Genomic DNA, 18,293 nt, shown 5'->3' with positions numbered 1-18,293 from the left:
TTAAAATTCGGAAATGAAAAATGGCGCGAAGAACTTTCAGTCTTTCCAAAAAAAGCGGCAACCAAAGAATTGCCGTCACTTTTCAGAGAAATAAAACGAGAACCAATTGCGTTTTGAATCAAACGAAAATATGGATTTTCGAAGACGGCGGTCCTTTTGAACTGCTTCAGTTCTCTTCAAAATCAAAATTGGAATTGTTTAAACCGCTTCCTTTGATTGCTTTTTATGACGGCAGCATTTACACAATCGAAAACCGTCTCTTCGAAGTTTCTTCGTCTCACAAATCCTTTAAAAAAGCGTTAGAAGACATGGAACTTCAAATTGATGCTTTATGGAACGATTTTGTTTTGACGGATCAATTCGCCGCCGATGGTCTTTCTCTTCAGAAAAACATTCTGGCTTATGTTCGGGAAAAAAGGGCGGTGGGATTTTAAAAAACAGATTAAATCATGTTTTTGTTTGATATTTATTTGCTTGATGCTTATTTACTTGGTTTTATTTTCTTTATCCTATTTTTCTATTTTTATTTTTCTTTTATTTTTGAATTCCTAAAAATTTAAAAAGTTATAAATGATTCTCAGATATTGCAGGTGGTATGACTCAAATGGCTCGAAGTTTTTCAAAGAAAGGATTTGGCAACAATTTCTCTTTGTTGCCGCGTAACGGCCGTAATACACAAAAACACAACGCGTCGGTCATTTTTAACATATATGAAATATCCGATTTTTCGAATCCCGAAATTCCTTTAAAATTGCTTCAACCTTTAAAATTTGATATCATTTTGGATCATCAACTCTATATTGTTAAAAACGCGCTTTTTGATATCTTTTCTTTTAATGAAGATTTAGAAGAAGCCAAAAAAGATATCGAATTGCAAATCCTTGATTTGTGGGAAGATTTTGTTTCGGTTGATATTGAAATTCTTGCGCCGTCCGGAATTGCTTTTCGAAATCTTTTAAAAAACTATTTGGCGGATGAGTATGCGTTATAAATGTCGAGAGATTGAACACGCTCTTAAAAAGAAAGGCTTTGTCGAAATCCGCTCGCATAATCATAAAAAATTTTATTTTCAAAATCGTTCAGGACGTTTCCCGATCAAAACAATTACAAGCCACAGCAATCCCGAATACAGCGGCATTTTACTCTCTCAGCTGATTCATCAGCTTCACCTTTCTCCTGAACAATTTCATGATTTGATTCAGTGTCCGCTCAGCAAAGAAAAGCTTGAAGAAATTTATGTTTCGAAATTTTCGAAATGAATTTTAACATTTCTATTTTTTCGTTTTCTGTTTTTCAATTTCATTTCTTCGTTTTTTCACGAAAAACATTTATAAACTATGAAGCGTTTTTAGGTATCCACACGACGACGGAATTTATAATTCTTGGAAATTTTTTGTTCATTTCGAACAGCAATTGACCGGTTCTTTTGAATCTGATTTTTCGGCTCAGATCTCATTTTATGATATCGTCTACTGCATTCGTTTTTTGAGCATCTCAATTTTATTCTCATCTTTCATCTTTGAATATTTTTATTTTATTCAAAAAGGAAATTTACTTTACATTTAATAATTACTAACAATTCGGAGTTAATATAAATGGCAATGAAAATCGTTCTCGCAGACCCGAAAACGGGCAAATCTTACAAAATCGAACTCGACGCAGCACAAGAAAAAGAAATGTACGGCAAAACAATCGGCATGGAGCTTGACGCAGGCAATGTCGGTCTTTCAGGCTACACCATGAAAATCACAGGCGGCAGTGACAAGAGCGGCTTCGTGATGAAAGGCGACCTTCCCGGACCGGCAAAGAGAAAAATCCTCGGCGCAAGCGGTGTCGGTTTCTCCCCGAAGATCAGCGGTCAGAGAAGAAGAAAGTTCATCCGCGGCAACGAAATTTCCGTTGACACAGCTCAAATCAACGCAAAAATCATCGCCTACGGCGACAAAACCGTTGAAAAATTACTCGGCCTTGAACCCGAGGAAGAACCTGTTGCAGAAGAAGCAGCTGAAGAAGTTGCAGCAGAAGCAGCACCCGCAGAAGAGTAATTTTACTCTTCTTTTTTTACACTTTTTTGTTTTTCGTCTTTTATTTTTTTAATTACTACTCATTCGTTTTTTGCCAATTATTCGTCAAATCGTTTGATGATTCATTTGGATTGATTTTATTCATTTTTTCAATTGAATGAGTCGTTTTTCTGTTTTTCGGCTTTTAAAATTTTTATATTATTCCTAACATTACCGGTACAAGCACTATCAGGAAGATGATTGTGTCTAACAGGAGATGAATTGCGTAAGAGACAAGAATATTTTTTGTTTTTAAATACGCGTACATCGTGAAAATTGAACCGAGTCCCTGAAGGAACAAAACCGAGATGAGACTCTCATATGCCGGCAAATGAAGCAAAGCGAAAATCAAAAGCGATAATGTGGTTGCGATGACAATGCTCATTTTTCTGTTTTTTGTGAATTTATAAAACAGCATTAAAAATACGATAAACGGTATAATTTTGATAAGTTCTTCACCAAAAATCTGAAACGGGAATACCAACCATGTTGAAATTGATGTTAATTGGGAAATGACAGGATTATCTTGGGCAACAACGCCGAAATAAGTTAACGCGAAATTTAATACAGATGAAAACACAAATTCTGCAATTAACAGGATCACAATCAGTTTAAAATCGCCTTTTTTAAATTTTTTACAGATTAAACCGAATTTCCAATCCACGGCAAATCCGAATCCGAGAACCGGAATTATGAAATACAGAATTCTCTTGTATATTCCCAATTCGGATAAGAAATCCAAAGGAACCATAATTAAGAAAATCGTTAAGGCAGCCGATAATATCATGACAGCCCATTTGCCGGCGCTAATGTGCGGATTATCATTGTACAGCGGAAAATCCTGCGTTTCATTTTCAAATTTAAAATAATCATCTTTTTGCATTTTATCAGTCCGTCCTTGATTATGATATGTAATTGAATGCAAATATTAATTATATAATTTCTGATAAAATTAAATGTTGATTATTTGAAAAATAGGGTTATCGTTCAAAATCATGAGAAATTGAAAAAATTATCAATTATACAAAAAATAGTCAAAAGTTTGTACAAAATAAAATTTACAATTTTTGGATTTATATTTTGTAAATTGTTTATGTAAAAAAGAGACATAAAAAAACAAAACGGAAAAATGAGTTTTCCGTTTGTTGTTTTATTAGAACTTATTTCGTTTTATTCTTTATTAAATTCGATATCGCCTTTTTCAATCAAAGCGCCGAGGTCTTCTAAACTGAGACGGCCGTTGCTCTTCAATTTTTCTTTGGCGCTGTTGTGAATCTTGTCGACGCGCTTTTCATCTCTTTCATTTTGGAAGTCTTTCATTCTGTCCAAATAGATGTCAAGCTCTCTTCGGGTGATCGCGATGTTTTTCTTCAGCGGGTCGATTTTTGCCGTTGTCGGCTTAATCAGCGCGTATCTTTCCGTCAGGCGTCTGTGGTATCCGTCGGCTTCTTTTCTGAGCTCATCAACCTTTCTGAAAACTTCAATCATTTCAACATGATATTTTTGAGATTCTTCGGAAAGTTGTCTGATTTCGGCGGAAAGCTCGTCGCTTTTCGTGTACATGCCTTTGTTTTCATTGTAAATTTCCTGAATCTTGCCGTGAAGTTCGTTGGCTTCTTTCGTTGCTTTAACGCGTTCGGTCAAGTCTGTCAAGCGTTCAAAAAGGTTTTTCTCGTGATCCAAATTGATGTCGTCTTCGAGGAATTTTCTTAAATTCTCGCTGTAGTTTTTCATCAAAATGTCATATGTTCCTTTTGAAATCTTGTTGTATTCGTCTCTTTTTGTTTTGAGCTGGTTGATTTCGTCAGATTTGGATTTGGTTTTTCCCATCTCTTCGCTTCTTTCCGCTTTCAAAGCCGCGATTCTCTGATTCACTTCATCTCTTTTGGAACGGCTTTCCTGAGCCGTTTTTGAAATCTCTCTGACTTGAGCGTTCAATTCGTCTCTTTTGGTTTTTAAGTCGTCGCCGTCGGTTCTGTGATTCTTCAATTCGCGGAAAATCGCTTTCAAAGTTTTTTCATCGCGCTCAAGAACGTTTCTCAGCTGATTGGATTTGTTTTTCGCTTCCTGTTCTGTCATGTTGGCAACTTCAGCTTTTAATTCTTCCAAACGCTTTTCAACGGCTTCCGGATTCTCTTTTAAAATCTCTTCCTCCGCTTTTTCTTCGGCTGCAATTTCATCGACTTCGACCGGTTTTGTTTCGGCGGCCGTTTCGGTTACTGCGTCCTGTCCTTCAGCTGTTTCCGGCTCGGTTGCGGTTTCAACTGTGTTTTCAGTTTCTGCCGCAACTTCTGTATTTTCCGTTTCTTCCGGCTGTGCTGTTTCGGTCTCGGGCATCATTTCCGCTTCCAAAACATTTTCTGTTTCCGGATTTTCCGTGTAAGTTGTATTTTCTTCAGTCATTGTCAGCCCTCATTTCATTCCTTTCCAATATTCCAAGGACTCTTTATGGCTGTCAATTCTTTTAAAAAGCCAGTCCGCTCTTCTGTTTTCTGTAACTTCGCCTTGCTTTTGAGAAAGCAATTCCTTGTCGGCATCAGTTGTTTCTTTTAAAGTGTGCTCTTCCGTGTACGCTTGGTATGCCGCGTCAACTTTTGCCAAAAGAGCTGATTTGTCGCCGCCTTCCGCGCCGGAAATGTCCGTGCGCAATGCATCGTAAACAGTTTTTCTTTCTTCGGCGGAATCGGATATTTTTGAAGAGGTTAAAGCAGCAATGCCTGCTTTAATTTTATCGTTGTCCATCGGTTTTAAATTTAATTTTTCCAATTCGATTTCCGCGTCACGGCCGTAGTGGTGCTTTTTTTCATCATCCACTTCTGTTTTTTCTTCGTTTTCAGCAATACGCTTTTTCAAATCTTCAATTTCCGTATCCAAAGCAGTGGAAGTTGTTGTCAGCGCATCGTATTCCGCCTGATATTCCGCAATTAAGCGTTCGTGTTTTTCAACAACGGCAGAAATGAGTTCATTTCGTTCTAAGATTCTGATTTCTTCAGTTTGCACACTATCACCTGATAGGCAATACTTTGAAAAACGGTCGGCATATCGATTGTTTTACGATTTATGCAGCCGTTTCCGGTTGTATTTAAATTATTATTGTAAAGTTGAAATTGTATTTTGTAAAGTAGAAATTTATAAGTCGGAATTTGTAAATGTTGAAAGTAATAGAAATTGTATTTATTGAAAATATTAATTTTTGAAAAATAATATCATTTTGTTATTTTAATTCAAGTTCTATCGAACCGTTTTTCAATCAAAAAATGAGTTTTATTGTATTCTCGTCCGTTCTTTACTTTTTGTAAAAAACGGATATTCTCTTTCATTTTTTGGATTAAGATTCGATTCTGATTATTTAAATCCTTTGATTCCGCAAACGGTTTTGATTTTATAATGTAAAATACAGCGCATGGGGGGTGTCATCAAAATAAATCACCGAATCCGGATCAACGATCTCACATTTGACGGCGCAAGCAACCGCTTTTTTGCCGACTAAGTTTGCCGTTGTCGCTTGCATCAGTAAATCTTCCAACACTTCTTCCGTTGCTTCTTCGCCTTGGTAAAATGAAGCATTTATTTTCATTTCACATTTTTCATTTTTGAGGGTTTGGCCGATCAACTCTTTATCGCAAGCGGCGACCATGAAATGTTTTTCGGTTTTGTAGGTTTTAATGTACATATTTTCTCATTTTCTCTTTTGAATATTCAGCGGCGAACCAGTTTCAAGTGATCCAAATCGGGTTTAATGAGTTCTCCGCGCTTGCTCATCTGATCGACATAAACATCTAATTCATCGGCAACAATTCCTGATTTTTCGGCTTCGGCATACACTTCTTTGCGTGAAGCTTTATGTCCTTCGCTTCTCTCGGCAATCATTTTTATGATGTCGCGGACAATTTCGATTTTGTCGCGCTGAGATTTGCTGATTCCTGACGCAATGATGTCGGCATCAAGCATTCCGGTTGCCGGGTCAATGCCGACGTTTTTCAAACATTCCATCGTAATGTCTGTCGTTCGAATCGCGTCGTCCATCGTGACTCTGTTGCTTAAGCGAACGCGCGCGCTTGCTTCTGCCAGTCTGACCAGCGCTTCCAACTGACGCGCCGTCACGGGGACAGGCGTGTTTTTACCTTCGCCTTGTTTTCTGAGACTGGTGTAAAAGTCAACCAAATGCATTCTGGCATCTTCATCCATGATCGGGTAAACGTTTCTTCTGGAATATGCGACATATTTTCGAAGCAAATCCGGATCAATCTCGGGAACGATGTTTATCAATTGATCGTTGATAAATTCCTGCGAGATGTCGGAAGATGAAATATTGCTTTTGTGCTGAATCAGTTCGCCGGCGTAATGCGTTTGAAGCAGGTGGTTTGCGATTTGATTGTCCATTTTGCTTTCGGGAACGTCAAGCAGAATAAAAATCAAGTCAAAACGGGAGAGAAGGGCGGGCGGCATGTCAATTTGATCCGCCAAGCTTTCGTAGCGGTTGAAACGCCCATAAACGGGGTTTGCGGCGCCGAGCAGCGCACATCTGGATTTGAGCGTTGCGATAATTCCGGCTTTCGCGATACTGATTGTCTGCTGTTCCATGGCTTCGTGAAGCGAACTTTTGTCTTCGTCGCGCATTTTGTCCATCTCGTCAACGGCCGCAATACCCATGTCGGCCATGACAAGCGCGCCACCTTCAATCGTCCAGCGCCCATCACCGAGATCGTCGCGAACCGCTGCCGCCGTCAAACCGCTGGCAGAAGCGCTTTTGCCTGACGCGAAAACGCCGCGCGGTGAAAGTTTGACAATATACCGAAGCAGCTGACTTTTTGCGACACCGGGGTCACCGACTAAAATGACGTGAATGTCGCCTCTTGTTCGCGTTCCGTCCGGGAAATACTTTGTCACGCCCGAGAAAAGCTGGTACATAAGAGCACGTTTCACGTGCTCGTTGCCGTAAATCGTCGGCGCGATGGATGAAACGATTTTATCGTAAACGGCGGGATCGCGGCTGAGCTCTAAAATTTGTTCCTCTTCTTCGGCGGTAATGTCCAATTCGTCATATTCCTGGTCCAGCCGCTCAATGGAATTGGCATCTAAAACCAAATCGTAAAACGTGGATTTTCCTTCGCGAAGCGCGCGCGGAACGGAGCGGAGAATACCGTTGACAATGACACGGTCGCCCGGCGAAATTTGTCCCGTTAAATCGTCGTTAAAGTTTATTTCAATACTCTGCGGATTGGATCCGCCTTTGAGACTTTCCGGCGATTCCTGAATCTGTCCTTTCTGAGAATCGATAAATTCGGATTGCTCGACCACAAGCTTAAACGGTCCGCGCTTGCCGCAGTTTTCATTTTCACAGCCGGAATACGGCTCATCCAATTTATTTCCGGGCTGCTCAACATAAGTCACCGTGTCGCAGCGCATGCATTTAAACGCCGCTTTCGTAATGCGCGGTCGAACTTCCGTTGCTCTTCTAATCATGCCTTCGATGGCGATAAATTTGGAAAGGTGTTTGCTTCTTAAATCACGAATCGGAATCCGGTTCGGGATATTGACGACGCGAACGTGCGCGTTGTCTAATTTTTTCGACAGCGGCAAATCCATGTCTTTGAGCGCGAATTCCAAGGATAAAATCACGGATTCCGGATCTTCCACCAAATCGTGCGCGATATCACGGTCAAAAACTTCCAGCTTATCGTAATTCACGATCAAGCTGCGCTTATCGGGATAACTGTTCGCCAGTTCCAAGATGTCATCCTGATGATACCGTTTCAGGAAGTCTTTTAATTTTTTATTCCATTTTTCATCAACGACCATGTTGTCACCGAAAATCCAAGAAAATTATTGATAAATTTGAGCAAATTTTGGAATTGTGTAAATGTTTCAATCCTATGATAAACCTTTTTAAATTTTCTTTCAAACAATTCTATTTTTCAAATAAATATTGGGTATGTGCGGTGAAACTATTTCTAAGCTTAAAGCTAAATTTCTAAAACCTCAAATTTCAAAACTTAAAAGTATTTATATGAAAAACGGTATTAACAAGAAACGCTGAGACTTTTTGAGTTCTCCGTTTTTTAAAAATTTATATCATTTTCATGCCCGGTTAGTCTAGTGGTAAGGCGGTGGTCTCGAAAACCACTTCTTCTTCGAAGAGCGCAAGTTCAAATCCTGCATCGGGCGCTATTTTCATTTTTTTAAAATTTAATCTCTAATATTTTTTTTGTACTTCCTCTAATATGTGTTTGCCGTCTGTTTGTGTTTGCTGCCATCATCCTCTTCTTTTTAGAGCAGCCGTTCGCTTCGCGAACGGGGCGCTGTGCTGTTGCGCTTGCTCGCCGCCGTGCGCGTCTCGCACCAGTATCAATTCATTTTCATCAAAAATCGCGATTGATTTTTCATTCTTTCATCAAAAACGAGGTTGAATTTTTATTAATTTCCCGAAAAACCGCCATCCGATTTATCATTTATGAGTTTTTCGATTTGCGCTTTTTAAGAACTTTTATATAGACCCGCATTCATAATTCGGAATCAGAATGTCTCGAGATATCCTTGCCGACCAGACCATTGAAGTGCTTCGGCACGCAGGGTTTCTGGTCTCCGATAAATGCGACATCCGGCCGCGCAGTTTTGATATTGCCGCCCGCCGCGGTGAGACGCTTCTTTTATGCAAAATTTTACTCAATCTCGACGGCTTAACGGAAGAAACCGCGAACGAAATGCACGTTCTTTCTGAAATCCTCGGCGGAACGCCGCTTGTTATCGGCGAAAAAACACGCGACCAGCCGCTTGAAGACAATGTCATTTACACGCGCTACAAAATCACGGCCGTGAACATTCAAACCTTTTATGATTATTTCATCGAGAACATTCCGCCGATGGTCACCGCATCGCCCGGCGGTCTTTACGTTCCGATTGACGGCAGCGCGCTCAAAGAAGCGCGCATTGAAAACAACTTGTCGCTCGGATCGCTTGCCGGAATCGTCGGCGTGTCCCGCCGCACAATCAGCAAATACGAAGACGAAGGAATGCACGCGTCAATTGACACCGTTTTAATTTTGGAAGATTTGCTTCAAATCGAACTCGCACAGCCGATTGATATTCTCAATCCTGCCGCTCTTCAAACCGCGCAAAAAACAATTTCGGATTCTTCAAATCCGTCTAAAATCGGCGGCATTAGCAGCGTTGCGCCCGCCGCCGAGAACAAACCAACCGTCGAAACCGCCGCGGAAAATGAAATGCTGACTTACGTCTCAACACTCGGTTTCGATGTCAAAGAAACCGCGCACGCGCCTTTTCGCGCCGTCTCCAAAGACAAAAATTCCATTATTTTGACCGGTGTCAGCAAATACAACGCGTCAACGCTCAAGCGCGCGCATTTGATGAGCAGCATTTCAGACGTTTTGCAAACCGGTTCCGTTTTTTTAATCAACGGCAACTCCAAAGTCAAATCCGTCGAAAGCACCGCGTTCATTGAGAAAAAGGAGCTTGTTCGAATGAGCGGCCCCGAAGACTTAATTGAAACGATTGAAGAGCGAAAAGTGCCGGAAAAGAAGTAACGAAGAGTTCAATCAGCTTTTTTGAAAAACCGGGTGCGTTTTTCATTCATTTTTTGAAAAGCTGTGCGGCTCGCGCGCGGCGCAGGCGGCAGAAGCGGACAGGCGTAAGCGCAGCAATGCGGCAGACCGCCGCAGCGCCGCCCCGTTCGCGAAGCGAACGGCTGCTCAAAAAAGATGTAAATGCAAACGGTGTCGGCAGAAAACAGCATACACGCAGAATCTCAACAATCAAAAATGGGACACAGAAAATGAATTACGTTAATGATTAAAAAAAAGAGAGAAATGAAACAAATCCGTTTCATTTCTTTTTAATTTTCAATATTTTTGATTTTTCAAATCTCAGCAAACGTCCGATCCCGGTTCAAGTTCCTGATCCGGCATCAAAAGAGACACTTTTCCGCTGCCGTCGTCGGCCGCCAAAATCATGCCCTGTGACTGAACGCCGCACAATTTGGCAGGCTTTAAGTTGACAATGACACAAACGGTTTTGTCGACTAATTCTTCCGCTTCATAATATGCGCGGATTCCCGAAACGATTTGACGCGGTTCGGGTTCACCGACATCGACCATAATCTTGTAAAGCTTTGTTGATTTTTCAATAATCTCGGCGGAAATGATTTTTCCGACTTTGATTTGCGCTTTAAAGAAATCATCAATCGTAATTTCAGGCAATAATTCCGTTTCGCTCTCAACATTTTCGGTTTTGTTTTCTGCATCCATTTTTTCACCCGCGGCGCACGCGCATTTCGGTGCTTTGCCGCCTTTTTTATTCTTCTTATTTTCTTCAATCAATTTTTCTTCATCCGGAACCAAACCGGCTTCCTTCATTGCCAAATGAACGCGTTTCTTGGCGATTTCATCCATCTCGGAAATCTTATCGTCTTCCAATTTCGTAAACAAAATTTCAGGCGTTCCGAGTTTGGCGCCGGGCACAAGCGGCACAAGCGCCTCATCGTAAAGCACATCCGCGACATTTCCGGAAAGGCCGAGCTGAGCCCACGCTTCCTGCATTTTGCCGGGCGTCACCGGCTCGAAGAGAACGGTCAGCGCCTTGACAAGCTGAAGACAGTTGTAAACGACTTCGCCGCACTTTTCCTTGTCGGTTTTAATCAGCGCCCACGGCTCATGAGACTGGAAATAGCTGTTGGCGTAAGAAGCCAGCTCCATCACGGTGTCGGAATATTTCTTAAACTCATATTCTTTCAGCGCGTCAATCGCATCTGCCGTCGTTTGTTTAATCCTTTTCAAAATTTCCGGCTCAACCGTTCCGTTCGGGATTTCGCCGAAATTTTTGGATGCGAATAAAAGCGATCTGTAAAACAAGTTGCCGAGGACGGCGACGAGTTCTGAATTAATCTTTTCCTGAAGCATGTCCCAGCCGAAATTCAATTCTTTCGTGTGAGACGTGTAGCTCGATAAGTAATAACGGAGCAAATCGGGGTGGAATCCCTGGTCCAAATAATCCTCGCCGACCCAAACAACATAACCGCGGCTCTTTGAGAATTTTTTGTCTTCGATTTTCACCATTCCCGAAGCCACAACATCGGTCGGCAGGGAATAGCCGGAGCCTTTGAGCATCGCCGGCCAGAAAATGCAGTGGTGGTAGACGATGTCGCCGCCGATAAAGTGAACGATCTCGGAATTTTGAGAATCAATCGTTCCTTTCGATTCCGCTTTCCAGAATTTTTCCCACGAATCGTTGTTGGCTTTTGCCCATTCTTCCGTAAATGCGATGTAGCCGATCGGCGCGTCCACCCAAACGTAAACGACAAGACCATCGGTGCCCGGGAACTTCACGCCCCAATCCATGTTTCGGGTAATGCACCAGTCTTCAAGACCCTGCGTCACCCAGCCTTTGGCGTAGTTGACGGCGTTATCCGTTCCGCGAAGCGTGTCTAAATATTCTTTTAAAAACCCGTCAAATTCGGAAAGTTTGAAGAAATGATGTTCCTGGCTTCTGTATTCCGCCGGATTTTTACAAACGGCGCATCTCGGGTCAATCAATTCGCCCGGGAAAAGCGGTTTTTTGCAGCCCTGGTCGCATTCGTCACCGCGCGCAATCACGCCGCAGTGCGGGCAGGTGCCTTCCACGTAGCGGTCCGGCAAGAAACGGTCACAGCTCGGGCAGTAAGCGATGTCGATATTTTTCGTATAAACATAACCGCCGTCAATTAATTTCTGAACAATGTCCGTTGTTCGGTTATGATTCTCTTCATCGTCCGTCGTTCCGTAAGCATCGAAATGAACGCCCATGCGTGCGAAAATTTCGGAAAAGTGTTTGTGGTAAATCGTGACGAGTTCTTTGGGTGTAATGCCTTCTTTTTCCGCGTTGACGACAACGGGTGTTCCGTGCGTGTCGGAGCCGCAAATGAAGACAACCTCACGTCCCTGTTTTCTTTGGGAGCGAACATAAATGTCCGCCGGCACGTAAGTGCGCATGTGACCGAGATGTGCCATTCCGTTCGCGTACGGAAGCCCACAGGTGACAATCATCGGTTTTGTGTCCTGATCCATTTTTATTCCTCGAAAAAATGTTAAATTTGAATTTTTAATAATTTTGATGTTAATATATGCTATGAGTTTGTTATGAAGTCCCCCCGAATTTATAAAATTTTGCGTGCTTCATCGTTTTTGCGGAACGGCGTTTTATTTATTTTAACAGAGAAATATTTAATTTAAGACAGCGTATTTCATTCCAAGGTTTTGGCTAATCATAGGAGGACTAAATTAATTGACTCAAAAAACTCCCTCGGACTCTGTTCCGTCCGGTTCCAGTTATCGGCCGTATTACAGCTACGCGCCTGAAATGAAACCGATTGAAAACGTTTCTCGGAATGCCGCGGCATCTGCGCCTGTTACGCCTGCCGCTCCGGCAGCGCCGAATGCGCAGGCAGCAAGGCCGGCACCGAGACCCGCCCCGCGCGCAGCACAGCAGCCGCCCGCGCCGCCCGCAAAAAAATCCAACAAAGGTTTTTGGACGGTTGCCGCTCTTGTTCTCATTCTGGTTGTTTTCGTCTCCGCCATTTACATTGCGGCAGACGGATCTTCCGGCAGCATCAGCTCCGGCAATAAAGTTGCCGTGATTCATATTTCCGGCCCGATGTACACAGGCGAATTGCCGTACGGTTCCGGTTACGCGGGTTCGGACTCCATTGCCGCTCACATTCGGGCAGCGGTCGATAACAGCAGCGTTAAAGCGATTGTTTTAAGAATTGACAGTCCGGGTGGTACCGGTTCCTGTTCGCAGGAAATTAACGCAGAAATTGAACGGGCTCAAAGTTCAGGCAAACCTGTCGTTACTTCTATGGGTGACCAGGCGACAAGCGCGGCTTATTATGTCGCTTCTCAAACGGATTATATCTATGCGACACCGTCAACGATTACCGGTTCCATCGGTGTTTACACCGTTCATTATGACAAATCCGCAGCTTATGACGAAGCCGGCATTGATGTCACGATGATTAAAAGCGGTGAAATGAAGGATACCGGTGCGGATTTCCGTCCGATGACCGCGGCTGAAGAGAAATATTTGCAAAGTGTTATTGACGATATGTTCAGAATTTTCGTTAAAGACGTTGCCGAAGGCCGAAATATGTCTTATGAAGAAGTTTTGTCATTGGCTGATGGCCGCTACTACACCGGAAACGCGGCAAAAGAAAATGGCTTGATTGACGATTTTGGAAACCTTTATGCTGCGACAGATAAGGCCGCGGAACTTGCGGGACTGAACAGCTACACGCTTTATTATCCCGACAATTTGACTTTGTCTTCTTTGCTGTTTTAAATTTGAAGGGTTGGACTTTTTCAATCCTTTTTTTTCATTTTCTTTTTTTGATTATCCTGTCTTTCATTTCCGTTTTTTAAAACCTAATGTGCTGTTTTAATACATTTTTTAAAGTTCCTGCAGCTCGCGCGCGGCGGCGGCCGCAGCTGCTGCCTGCAAACTGCGTGGCTGTGCGCGGCGGCGTTTGGCAGCAGTAATCAGAATCTAAAAATAATTTGCCGTTCTTTGACATTTTAATGCTGATCGGAATTGACGATACGGATTCAAACGAAGGAATGTGCACGACTTATTTGGCGGCGCTTCTTGCGGATGAGCTGAAAGCTTTCGGAACCGTTTCCGATTTTCCTTATTTGGTTCGGCTGAATCCGTCAATTCCTTACAAAACGCGAGGAAATGCGGCGCTCGGGATTGAAATCTCTCTCTTTGACGAGAGTTTGGAATCCAAAAAAGAATTGATTTCTTTTGCGACAAATAAAATTGAAGAGTACGCCGATTTGTCTTGTGAAAAAACAAATCCCGGCGCGGTTTTTATTTTTGATGAAGCATACGTTTCCTTGCGCCGGCCGCTCAATGATTTTTTTAAAAAAGCGGTGACCGATGTCGTTGAAATTGAAGAAGCGGCCGCGTTTTTAAAATCCGCCGAATCCGATTTTTCCAATTCCGTTTTTCATATCTCGATGAAAAACGGCCGCGGTTTAATCGGCGCGCTTGCGGTTTGCGGGGCTGTGCTCAATCCCGATTGGGACGCGACTTACGAATATTTGGCTTACCGCCTGCCGAAAAATTGGGGCAGCAACGGCGGTCCGAAACGTTTCGTTGAAACGGAAAGCTTGATTCTGGCTGATAAAACAACGGCGCCGGAAACCTGGGATACGATTGATTACGATAAAAAAAGCAAACCGTTTCCGGTTTGCGTTCCCGGCGGCAACGATCCGGTTTTGTTCGGCATCCGCGGTGATTCTTCCGATGCAGTTTTGAAAGCCGCGAAATGCGTTGTTTCCGAAGAAATCGAGCGAAGCCGCGTTTTTAAAACAAATCAAGGGACGGACGCGCATTTGATTCTTGCCGAATCGTTTTCAGACATGCTGCCGCTTCATTCTTATCTTTCAAAAGGGACCGTTTCTTCAAAATCCGAAACGATTGAAGGCGGCCATGATATCTTTCAAATTCAAGACGATTACGGCAATTTTTTAAAATGCGCCGCTTTTGAGCCGACCGGCGATTTCAGACACATCATTCGAGAACTCATTCCGGGCGATGAAATTCGCGTTTGCGGCAGTTTCAAAAACGAGACGCTGAATCTTGAAAAAATTAAAATTTTAAAGCTTGCCGAAGAATTTGAATCGGTCAATCCGAATTGCCCGATTTGCGGCAAAAAAACGGAATCCGCCGGTGTCGGTCAAGGATTCCGGTGCAAAAAATGTAAAACAAAAACGGAATCCAAAGCCGAAGTTTTAATTCCTCGAAAAATCAGCGTCGGTTGGTATGAAGTCTCGCCGTCGGCGAGACGGCATTTGTCAAAACCGTTAATCCGATATTCAAAGGATGAGTTAATTTCTTGAAGAAATATTTGTTCATCTTTAAATTACACATTTATTTTTGTTAACTTAGCTACAGCGTTTTTTTTAAAACGGCAACTGTTAAATATAATTTCAGAATTCGTATTGATGAAGTTATTCAATTCATTTTTTGGAAATGTTAACATGAAAAAAGAAACAAAACACGGAATTTTTGCTGTTTTTTTAATTGTCTTTTTGTATATCTGCGCATATCTTTTTTCTTATTTTACGAATTACAATACAGTTGATTCGATTATCTTTTTTGTGGCTTTTCCATTGATGGTCTTGGCAGCTTTGCTTTATAATATACCAAAAATCTGGAAAGTCGTAACTCTTGTATTAGCATTCGTTACATTGTGTTTTCCGCTTTTTGAGTCACCCAAATTTTCATCTGTTGAGTTCATATTTTTCTCATTTGTAATTGTATATTTGATCATTGTTTGTTATTGTAGTGAAAAAAATAAGAGAAAAAAAAATTGATAATCGAATTAGATTTGATTATTTTCTGTTTTTAAATGTGATTTCGATAAAACAAAAAAGAGGGTGAAAGAATGTTTATTCTTTTTGTCCCTGATACATCCGCTCAATCTTTTCAATCGTGTCGATTTCTTCAGCGGTTTTATCGTCTCTGACGCGAACCAAACGCGGGAATCTGAGCGCGTATCCGGCCGGATTGTTCGGGCTTTTTTGGATTTCTTCAAAAGCGATTTCAAAAACGACTTCGGGTTTTATTTTCAGCGTCACGCCGTTTTCGGCTTCAATCAAATCCGCGAATTGTTCCGTCAGCGCGTCCAAAAGCTCGTCACTGAGACCGGTTCCGACGCGCCCGATCTCCAAATAAACGTTTTTAATATTGTCATAACACGCCAAAACATATGAGCCGATTTTGTTTTTGCGTTTTCCCGAACCCCATTCGCCGCCGATGACAACCAAATCAAGCGTGTCCATCACCGGTTTTTTCTTCAGCCAATTTTTACCGCGCTTGCCCGGCGAGTACGGCGAACTCGGATTTTTAATCATAACGCCTTCATGACCGGCAGCAAGCGCCGCCTGATAAATTTGCGCGGCAACTTCGGGATCTTTTGTAATCGTTAAAGTGTCAACGCTGATTCCGATCGCATCGGGTTTGACGATTTCAGATAATTTTTGTCGTCTTTCCGTCAGCGGTTTTTCAATGCAGCTGACACCGTCGGCATAAAGCAAATCAAATAAATTCACGTGAATCGGGATGTCTCTTGACGTCGTTTCAACATCGTATTTGCGTCGGAAACGGCGCAAAATGTCCTGAAACGGCCGCGGATTTCCGTTTTCATCAATCGCGACAGCTTCGCCGTCTAAAACGGCATTTTCGGCAGTTACCGAATCCGTTACTGCTTTGACAACATCAGGGAGCGAGTTCGTCACATTTTCCAGCCGGCGCGTAAATAATTGAATATCATCGCCGTTTTTATGAATTTGAAGCCGCGCGCCGTCAAATTTCCATTCGACAGCCGCTTCGTCCAGCTCGGCAAACGCCGCCTCGATGCTGTTTGTCACCTGCGCGAGCATCATCTTGACGGGACGGTCCACTTGAATGTGCTGGTGAGAAAGCGCTTCCGCACCGCCTTTCTTGGAAACGGTCGCAACATCACCCAAATCATTGGTGACCATGAACGCGAATTCCACTTGCGCGACGGGAACATCAAACGCTTTGGCAATCGAATCTCTGACAATGCCTTCCCCGATTCCGATACGAAGTTCTTCAAGCGCAATTCTTGAAATATATTTTGCTTCTATCGGCGCTGATTCCGAAAAAAGATATTGAAGGCTTTTGATTTTTTGAGACTGCGCGCCTTTTCCGGAAGCATCGGCAATTTCTTTTAAACGGTCGTATACTTCGCGAATGGAAAGTTTTCCTTTGGCGCCGCAAGCGTTTTCATCGGTGTCTTCCGCTTCAAAAAAGCTTGAAAAAGTTGATTGGCTTTTCGTATCTTCACAAAGCGCGCGGTATGTTGTTTCGCCGACATCACCGGTTTCGCGAAGAAGCGCTTTGATTTTATCAAGTGATATTCCGGCTGCTTTTGAAAGTGCCGCATAAAGGAGATTCGGACCGAGACCGAGTTTTTTGCCGGTCCACGCCGGGAAAATCTCGCCCATCACCATGTAACAGGAAACGGCAAGTTCGTCGTCATCGACTTCTTTTAAAAATGAAGCGAAAACATCCGTCATTTCCAATGATCCCGGAATGTTTTCAATTTTTATGCAAAGGTCGGTGAATTCTGAAAATTGTGTCATATGTTTCCCGTTCTTATTTTGATTTTTGCGGATGATTTTTATTTTTATATTTTTAATTAATCCGCTTTGTAAATGGAAATAATGTCGCTTAAAATCGCGCTGGCGGTTTCAATGGAGCCCGCGCCTTTTCCGGTGACCGTAATCTCGCCGGCCAAATCCGTTTGAACCGACGCGACGTTTAAGGTGCCGCTGACGGAAAGCGGATGTCCGATCGGAACGAGTCTCGGCGACACCGTTAAGCTGCCGTCTTTTCGAACTTCGCCGATTAATTTAATCGTCTTGCCGTTTTTCGCGCTCATTTCGAGCGCTTCATATGTAATTTGCGTAATTCCGGTTCTGTCGACATCATTAATCGTTTTGTTCATTCCGAAAACGGCGTTTGCCAAAATGACGACTTTTCCGGCGGTGTCGATTCCTTCAACATCATAAGTCGGATCGGTCTCGGCAATTCCCAAATCTACCGCCTCGGTTAAAATTTCGGAATAGGACGATTTTTCCTCAAGCATCCGCGTTAAAATGTAATTGCAAGTGCCGTTGAAAATGCCTTTGATGCTTTCGATTTCATTGCCGGCCATCACTTCTTTTGTCAAATTGATAATCGGCATCGCGCCGCCGACGGTTGCTTCGTATCTGAAAGCGCATCCTTTTTTCTCGGCAAGTTCGTTCAATTCTTTAAATTTCAAAGTCAGAGGACCTTTGTTGGATGTCACGACATCCCGTCCGTTTTCAAACGCTGCCTGCATGTTTAAAAGACCCGCGCCGCCCGTAATCACATCAGTCGGCGTTGCTTCGATTACCAAATCATGGTCAATTTGATTAATCACATCAAGTCCCGTCATTTCTTTTTCGGCAACGGTTCCTTTGTCGGCTTTTATTGCCAAGCATTTTTCCAAATCCAAACCGTTTTCATCAATCGCGGCGCCTTTGGAATCCGTAATCGCAACGACTTTGATGTCGATGCCTTCCTTATTCAAATATTCTTTTTTCATTAAAAGGACGCGTGCGACGCCTTGTCCGATTGATCCGAATCCGATAATTGAAGCTTTCACTGTTTTCATCATTCTTCCTC

At 42.7% G+C, this 18,293-nt stretch carries 16 protein-coding genes and 1 tRNA gene; 8 read left to right on the top strand and 9 right to left on the bottom strand.

Annotation, left to right across the window (positions count from 1 at the left end; translation table 11 throughout):
• The first annotated feature begins 20 nt into the window (after window positions 1-20).
• The 4 genes from MmiEs2_RS05000 to MmiEs2_RS04985 all read left to right on the top strand — a co-directional run bounded on the left by MmiEs2_RS05000 (window position 21) and on the right by MmiEs2_RS04985 (window position 2,045).
• A complete protein-coding gene (locus MmiEs2_RS05000; protein ID WP_316558786.1) occupies window positions 21-434 on the top strand; it encodes a hypothetical protein in 414 nt (137 codons plus the stop codon).
• Between the two features lie 347 nt (window positions 435-781).
• Complete coding sequence (locus MmiEs2_RS04995) at window positions 782-991, top strand: hypothetical protein (protein WP_316558785.1); 210 nt, start codon at window positions 782-784, stop codon at window positions 989-991.
• Window positions 981-1,259 (top strand): type II toxin-antitoxin system HicA family toxin, encoded by a 279-nt coding sequence (locus tag MmiEs2_RS04990; protein WP_316558784.1) that lies wholly within the window; start codon window positions 981-983, stop codon window positions 1,257-1,259. The genes MmiEs2_RS04995 and MmiEs2_RS04990 overlap by 11 nt, the downstream gene beginning before the upstream one ends.
• A gap of 336 nt (window positions 1,260-1,595) precedes the next feature.
• On the top strand, window positions 1,596-2,045 hold the full coding sequence (locus MmiEs2_RS04985; protein WP_316558783.1) for a 30S ribosomal protein S6e: 450 nt from the start codon (window positions 1,596-1,598) through the stop codon (window positions 2,043-2,045).
• Window positions 2,046-2,217: 172 nt separating this feature from the next.
• Here the strand turns inward: MmiEs2_RS04985 and MmiEs2_RS04980 are convergent, their stop codons facing one another.
• The 5 genes from MmiEs2_RS04980 to MmiEs2_RS04960 all read right to left on the bottom strand — a co-directional run bounded on the left by MmiEs2_RS04980 (window position 2,218) and on the right by MmiEs2_RS04960 (window position 7,865).
• Entirely contained in the window at window positions 2,218-2,946 is a 729-nt protein-coding gene (locus MmiEs2_RS04980; RefSeq protein WP_316558782.1) for a CPBP family glutamic-type intramembrane protease, read from the bottom strand.
• A 287-nt stretch (window positions 2,947-3,233) separates the two neighbouring features.
• On the bottom strand, window positions 3,234-4,466 hold the full coding sequence (locus MmiEs2_RS04975; protein ID WP_316558781.1) for a coiled-coil protein: 1,233 nt from the start codon (window positions 4,464-4,466) through the stop codon (window positions 3,234-3,236).
• A gap of 9 nt (window positions 4,467-4,475) precedes the next feature.
• Window positions 4,476-5,063 carry a hypothetical protein gene (locus tag MmiEs2_RS04970; protein WP_316558780.1) on the bottom strand — a complete coding sequence of 196 codons (588 nt, stop codon included), beginning with the start codon at window positions 5,061-5,063 and terminating at the stop codon, window positions 4,476-4,478.
• 382 nt (window positions 5,064-5,445) lie between these two features.
• Entirely contained in the window at window positions 5,446-5,736 is a 291-nt protein-coding gene (locus tag MmiEs2_RS04965; RefSeq protein WP_316558779.1) for a DUF424 domain-containing protein, read from the bottom strand.
• Between the two features lie 26 nt (window positions 5,737-5,762).
• Window positions 5,763-7,865, bottom strand: a complete 2,103-nt coding sequence (locus MmiEs2_RS04960) for a minichromosome maintenance protein MCM (protein WP_316558778.1) — start codon at window positions 7,863-7,865, stop codon at window positions 5,763-5,765.
• 283 nt (window positions 7,866-8,148) lie between these two features.
• Between MmiEs2_RS04960 and MmiEs2_RS04955 the strand changes: the two genes are divergently transcribed.
• Both MmiEs2_RS04955 and MmiEs2_RS04950 read left to right on the top strand, forming a co-directional pair.
• A tRNA-Ser gene (locus tag MmiEs2_RS04955) sits at window positions 8,149-8,231 on the top strand.
• A 353-nt stretch (window positions 8,232-8,584) separates the two neighbouring features.
• Window positions 8,585-9,607: a transcriptional regulator gene (locus tag MmiEs2_RS04950; RefSeq protein ID WP_316558777.1), complete on the top strand. Its 1,023-nt coding sequence runs from the start codon at window positions 8,585-8,587 to the stop codon at window positions 9,605-9,607.
• A gap of 8 nt (window positions 9,608-9,615) precedes the next feature.
• Here MmiEs2_RS04950 and MmiEs2_RS04945 read toward each other — a convergent pair whose 3' ends face one another.
• Complete coding sequence (locus MmiEs2_RS04945; RefSeq protein WP_316558776.1) at window positions 9,616-9,816, bottom strand: hypothetical protein; 201 nt, start codon at window positions 9,814-9,816, stop codon at window positions 9,616-9,618.
• A gap of 130 nt (window positions 9,817-9,946) precedes the next feature.
• Complete coding sequence (metG, locus tag MmiEs2_RS04940; RefSeq protein ID WP_338140866.1) at window positions 9,947-12,127, bottom strand: methionine--tRNA ligase; 2,181 nt, start codon at window positions 12,125-12,127, stop codon at window positions 9,947-9,949.
• A 211-nt stretch (window positions 12,128-12,338) separates the two neighbouring features.
• On the opposite strand from metG, the gene sppA reads away from it, so the two are divergent.
• Window positions 12,339-13,391: a signal peptide peptidase SppA gene (sppA, locus tag MmiEs2_RS04935; RefSeq protein ID WP_316558774.1), complete on the top strand. Its 1,053-nt coding sequence runs from the start codon at window positions 12,339-12,341 to the stop codon at window positions 13,389-13,391.
• Window positions 13,392-13,627: 236 nt separating this feature from the next.
• On the top strand, window positions 13,628-14,953 hold the full coding sequence (locus tag MmiEs2_RS04930) for a TiaS agmantine-binding domain-containing protein (RefSeq protein ID WP_316558773.1): 1,326 nt from the start codon (window positions 13,628-13,630) through the stop codon (window positions 14,951-14,953).
• A 552-nt stretch (window positions 14,954-15,505) separates the two neighbouring features.
• Here MmiEs2_RS04930 and MmiEs2_RS04925 read toward each other — a convergent pair.
• Together MmiEs2_RS04925 and MmiEs2_RS04920 are read right to left on the bottom strand one after the other, a co-directional pair.
• Window positions 15,506-17,224: an ATP-dependent DNA ligase gene (locus MmiEs2_RS04925; protein WP_316558772.1), complete on the bottom strand. Its 1,719-nt coding sequence runs from the start codon at window positions 17,222-17,224 to the stop codon at window positions 15,506-15,508.
• Between the two features lie 56 nt (window positions 17,225-17,280).
• Window positions 17,281-18,282, bottom strand: coding sequence for a homoserine dehydrogenase (locus MmiEs2_RS04920; protein ID WP_316560232.1), 1,002 nt, complete (start codon window positions 18,280-18,282; stop codon window positions 17,281-17,283).
• Between the last annotated feature and the right edge of the window lie 11 nt (window positions 18,283-18,293).

Source organism: Methanimicrococcus stummii (assembly GCF_032594435.1).
Lineage (GTDB): Archaea > Halobacteriota > Methanosarcinia > Methanosarcinales > Methanosarcinaceae > Methanimicrococcus > Methanimicrococcus stummii.
The sequence above is the reverse complement of the archived record's forward strand: the minus strand, read 5'-3'. Positions and strand labels throughout refer to the sequence as shown.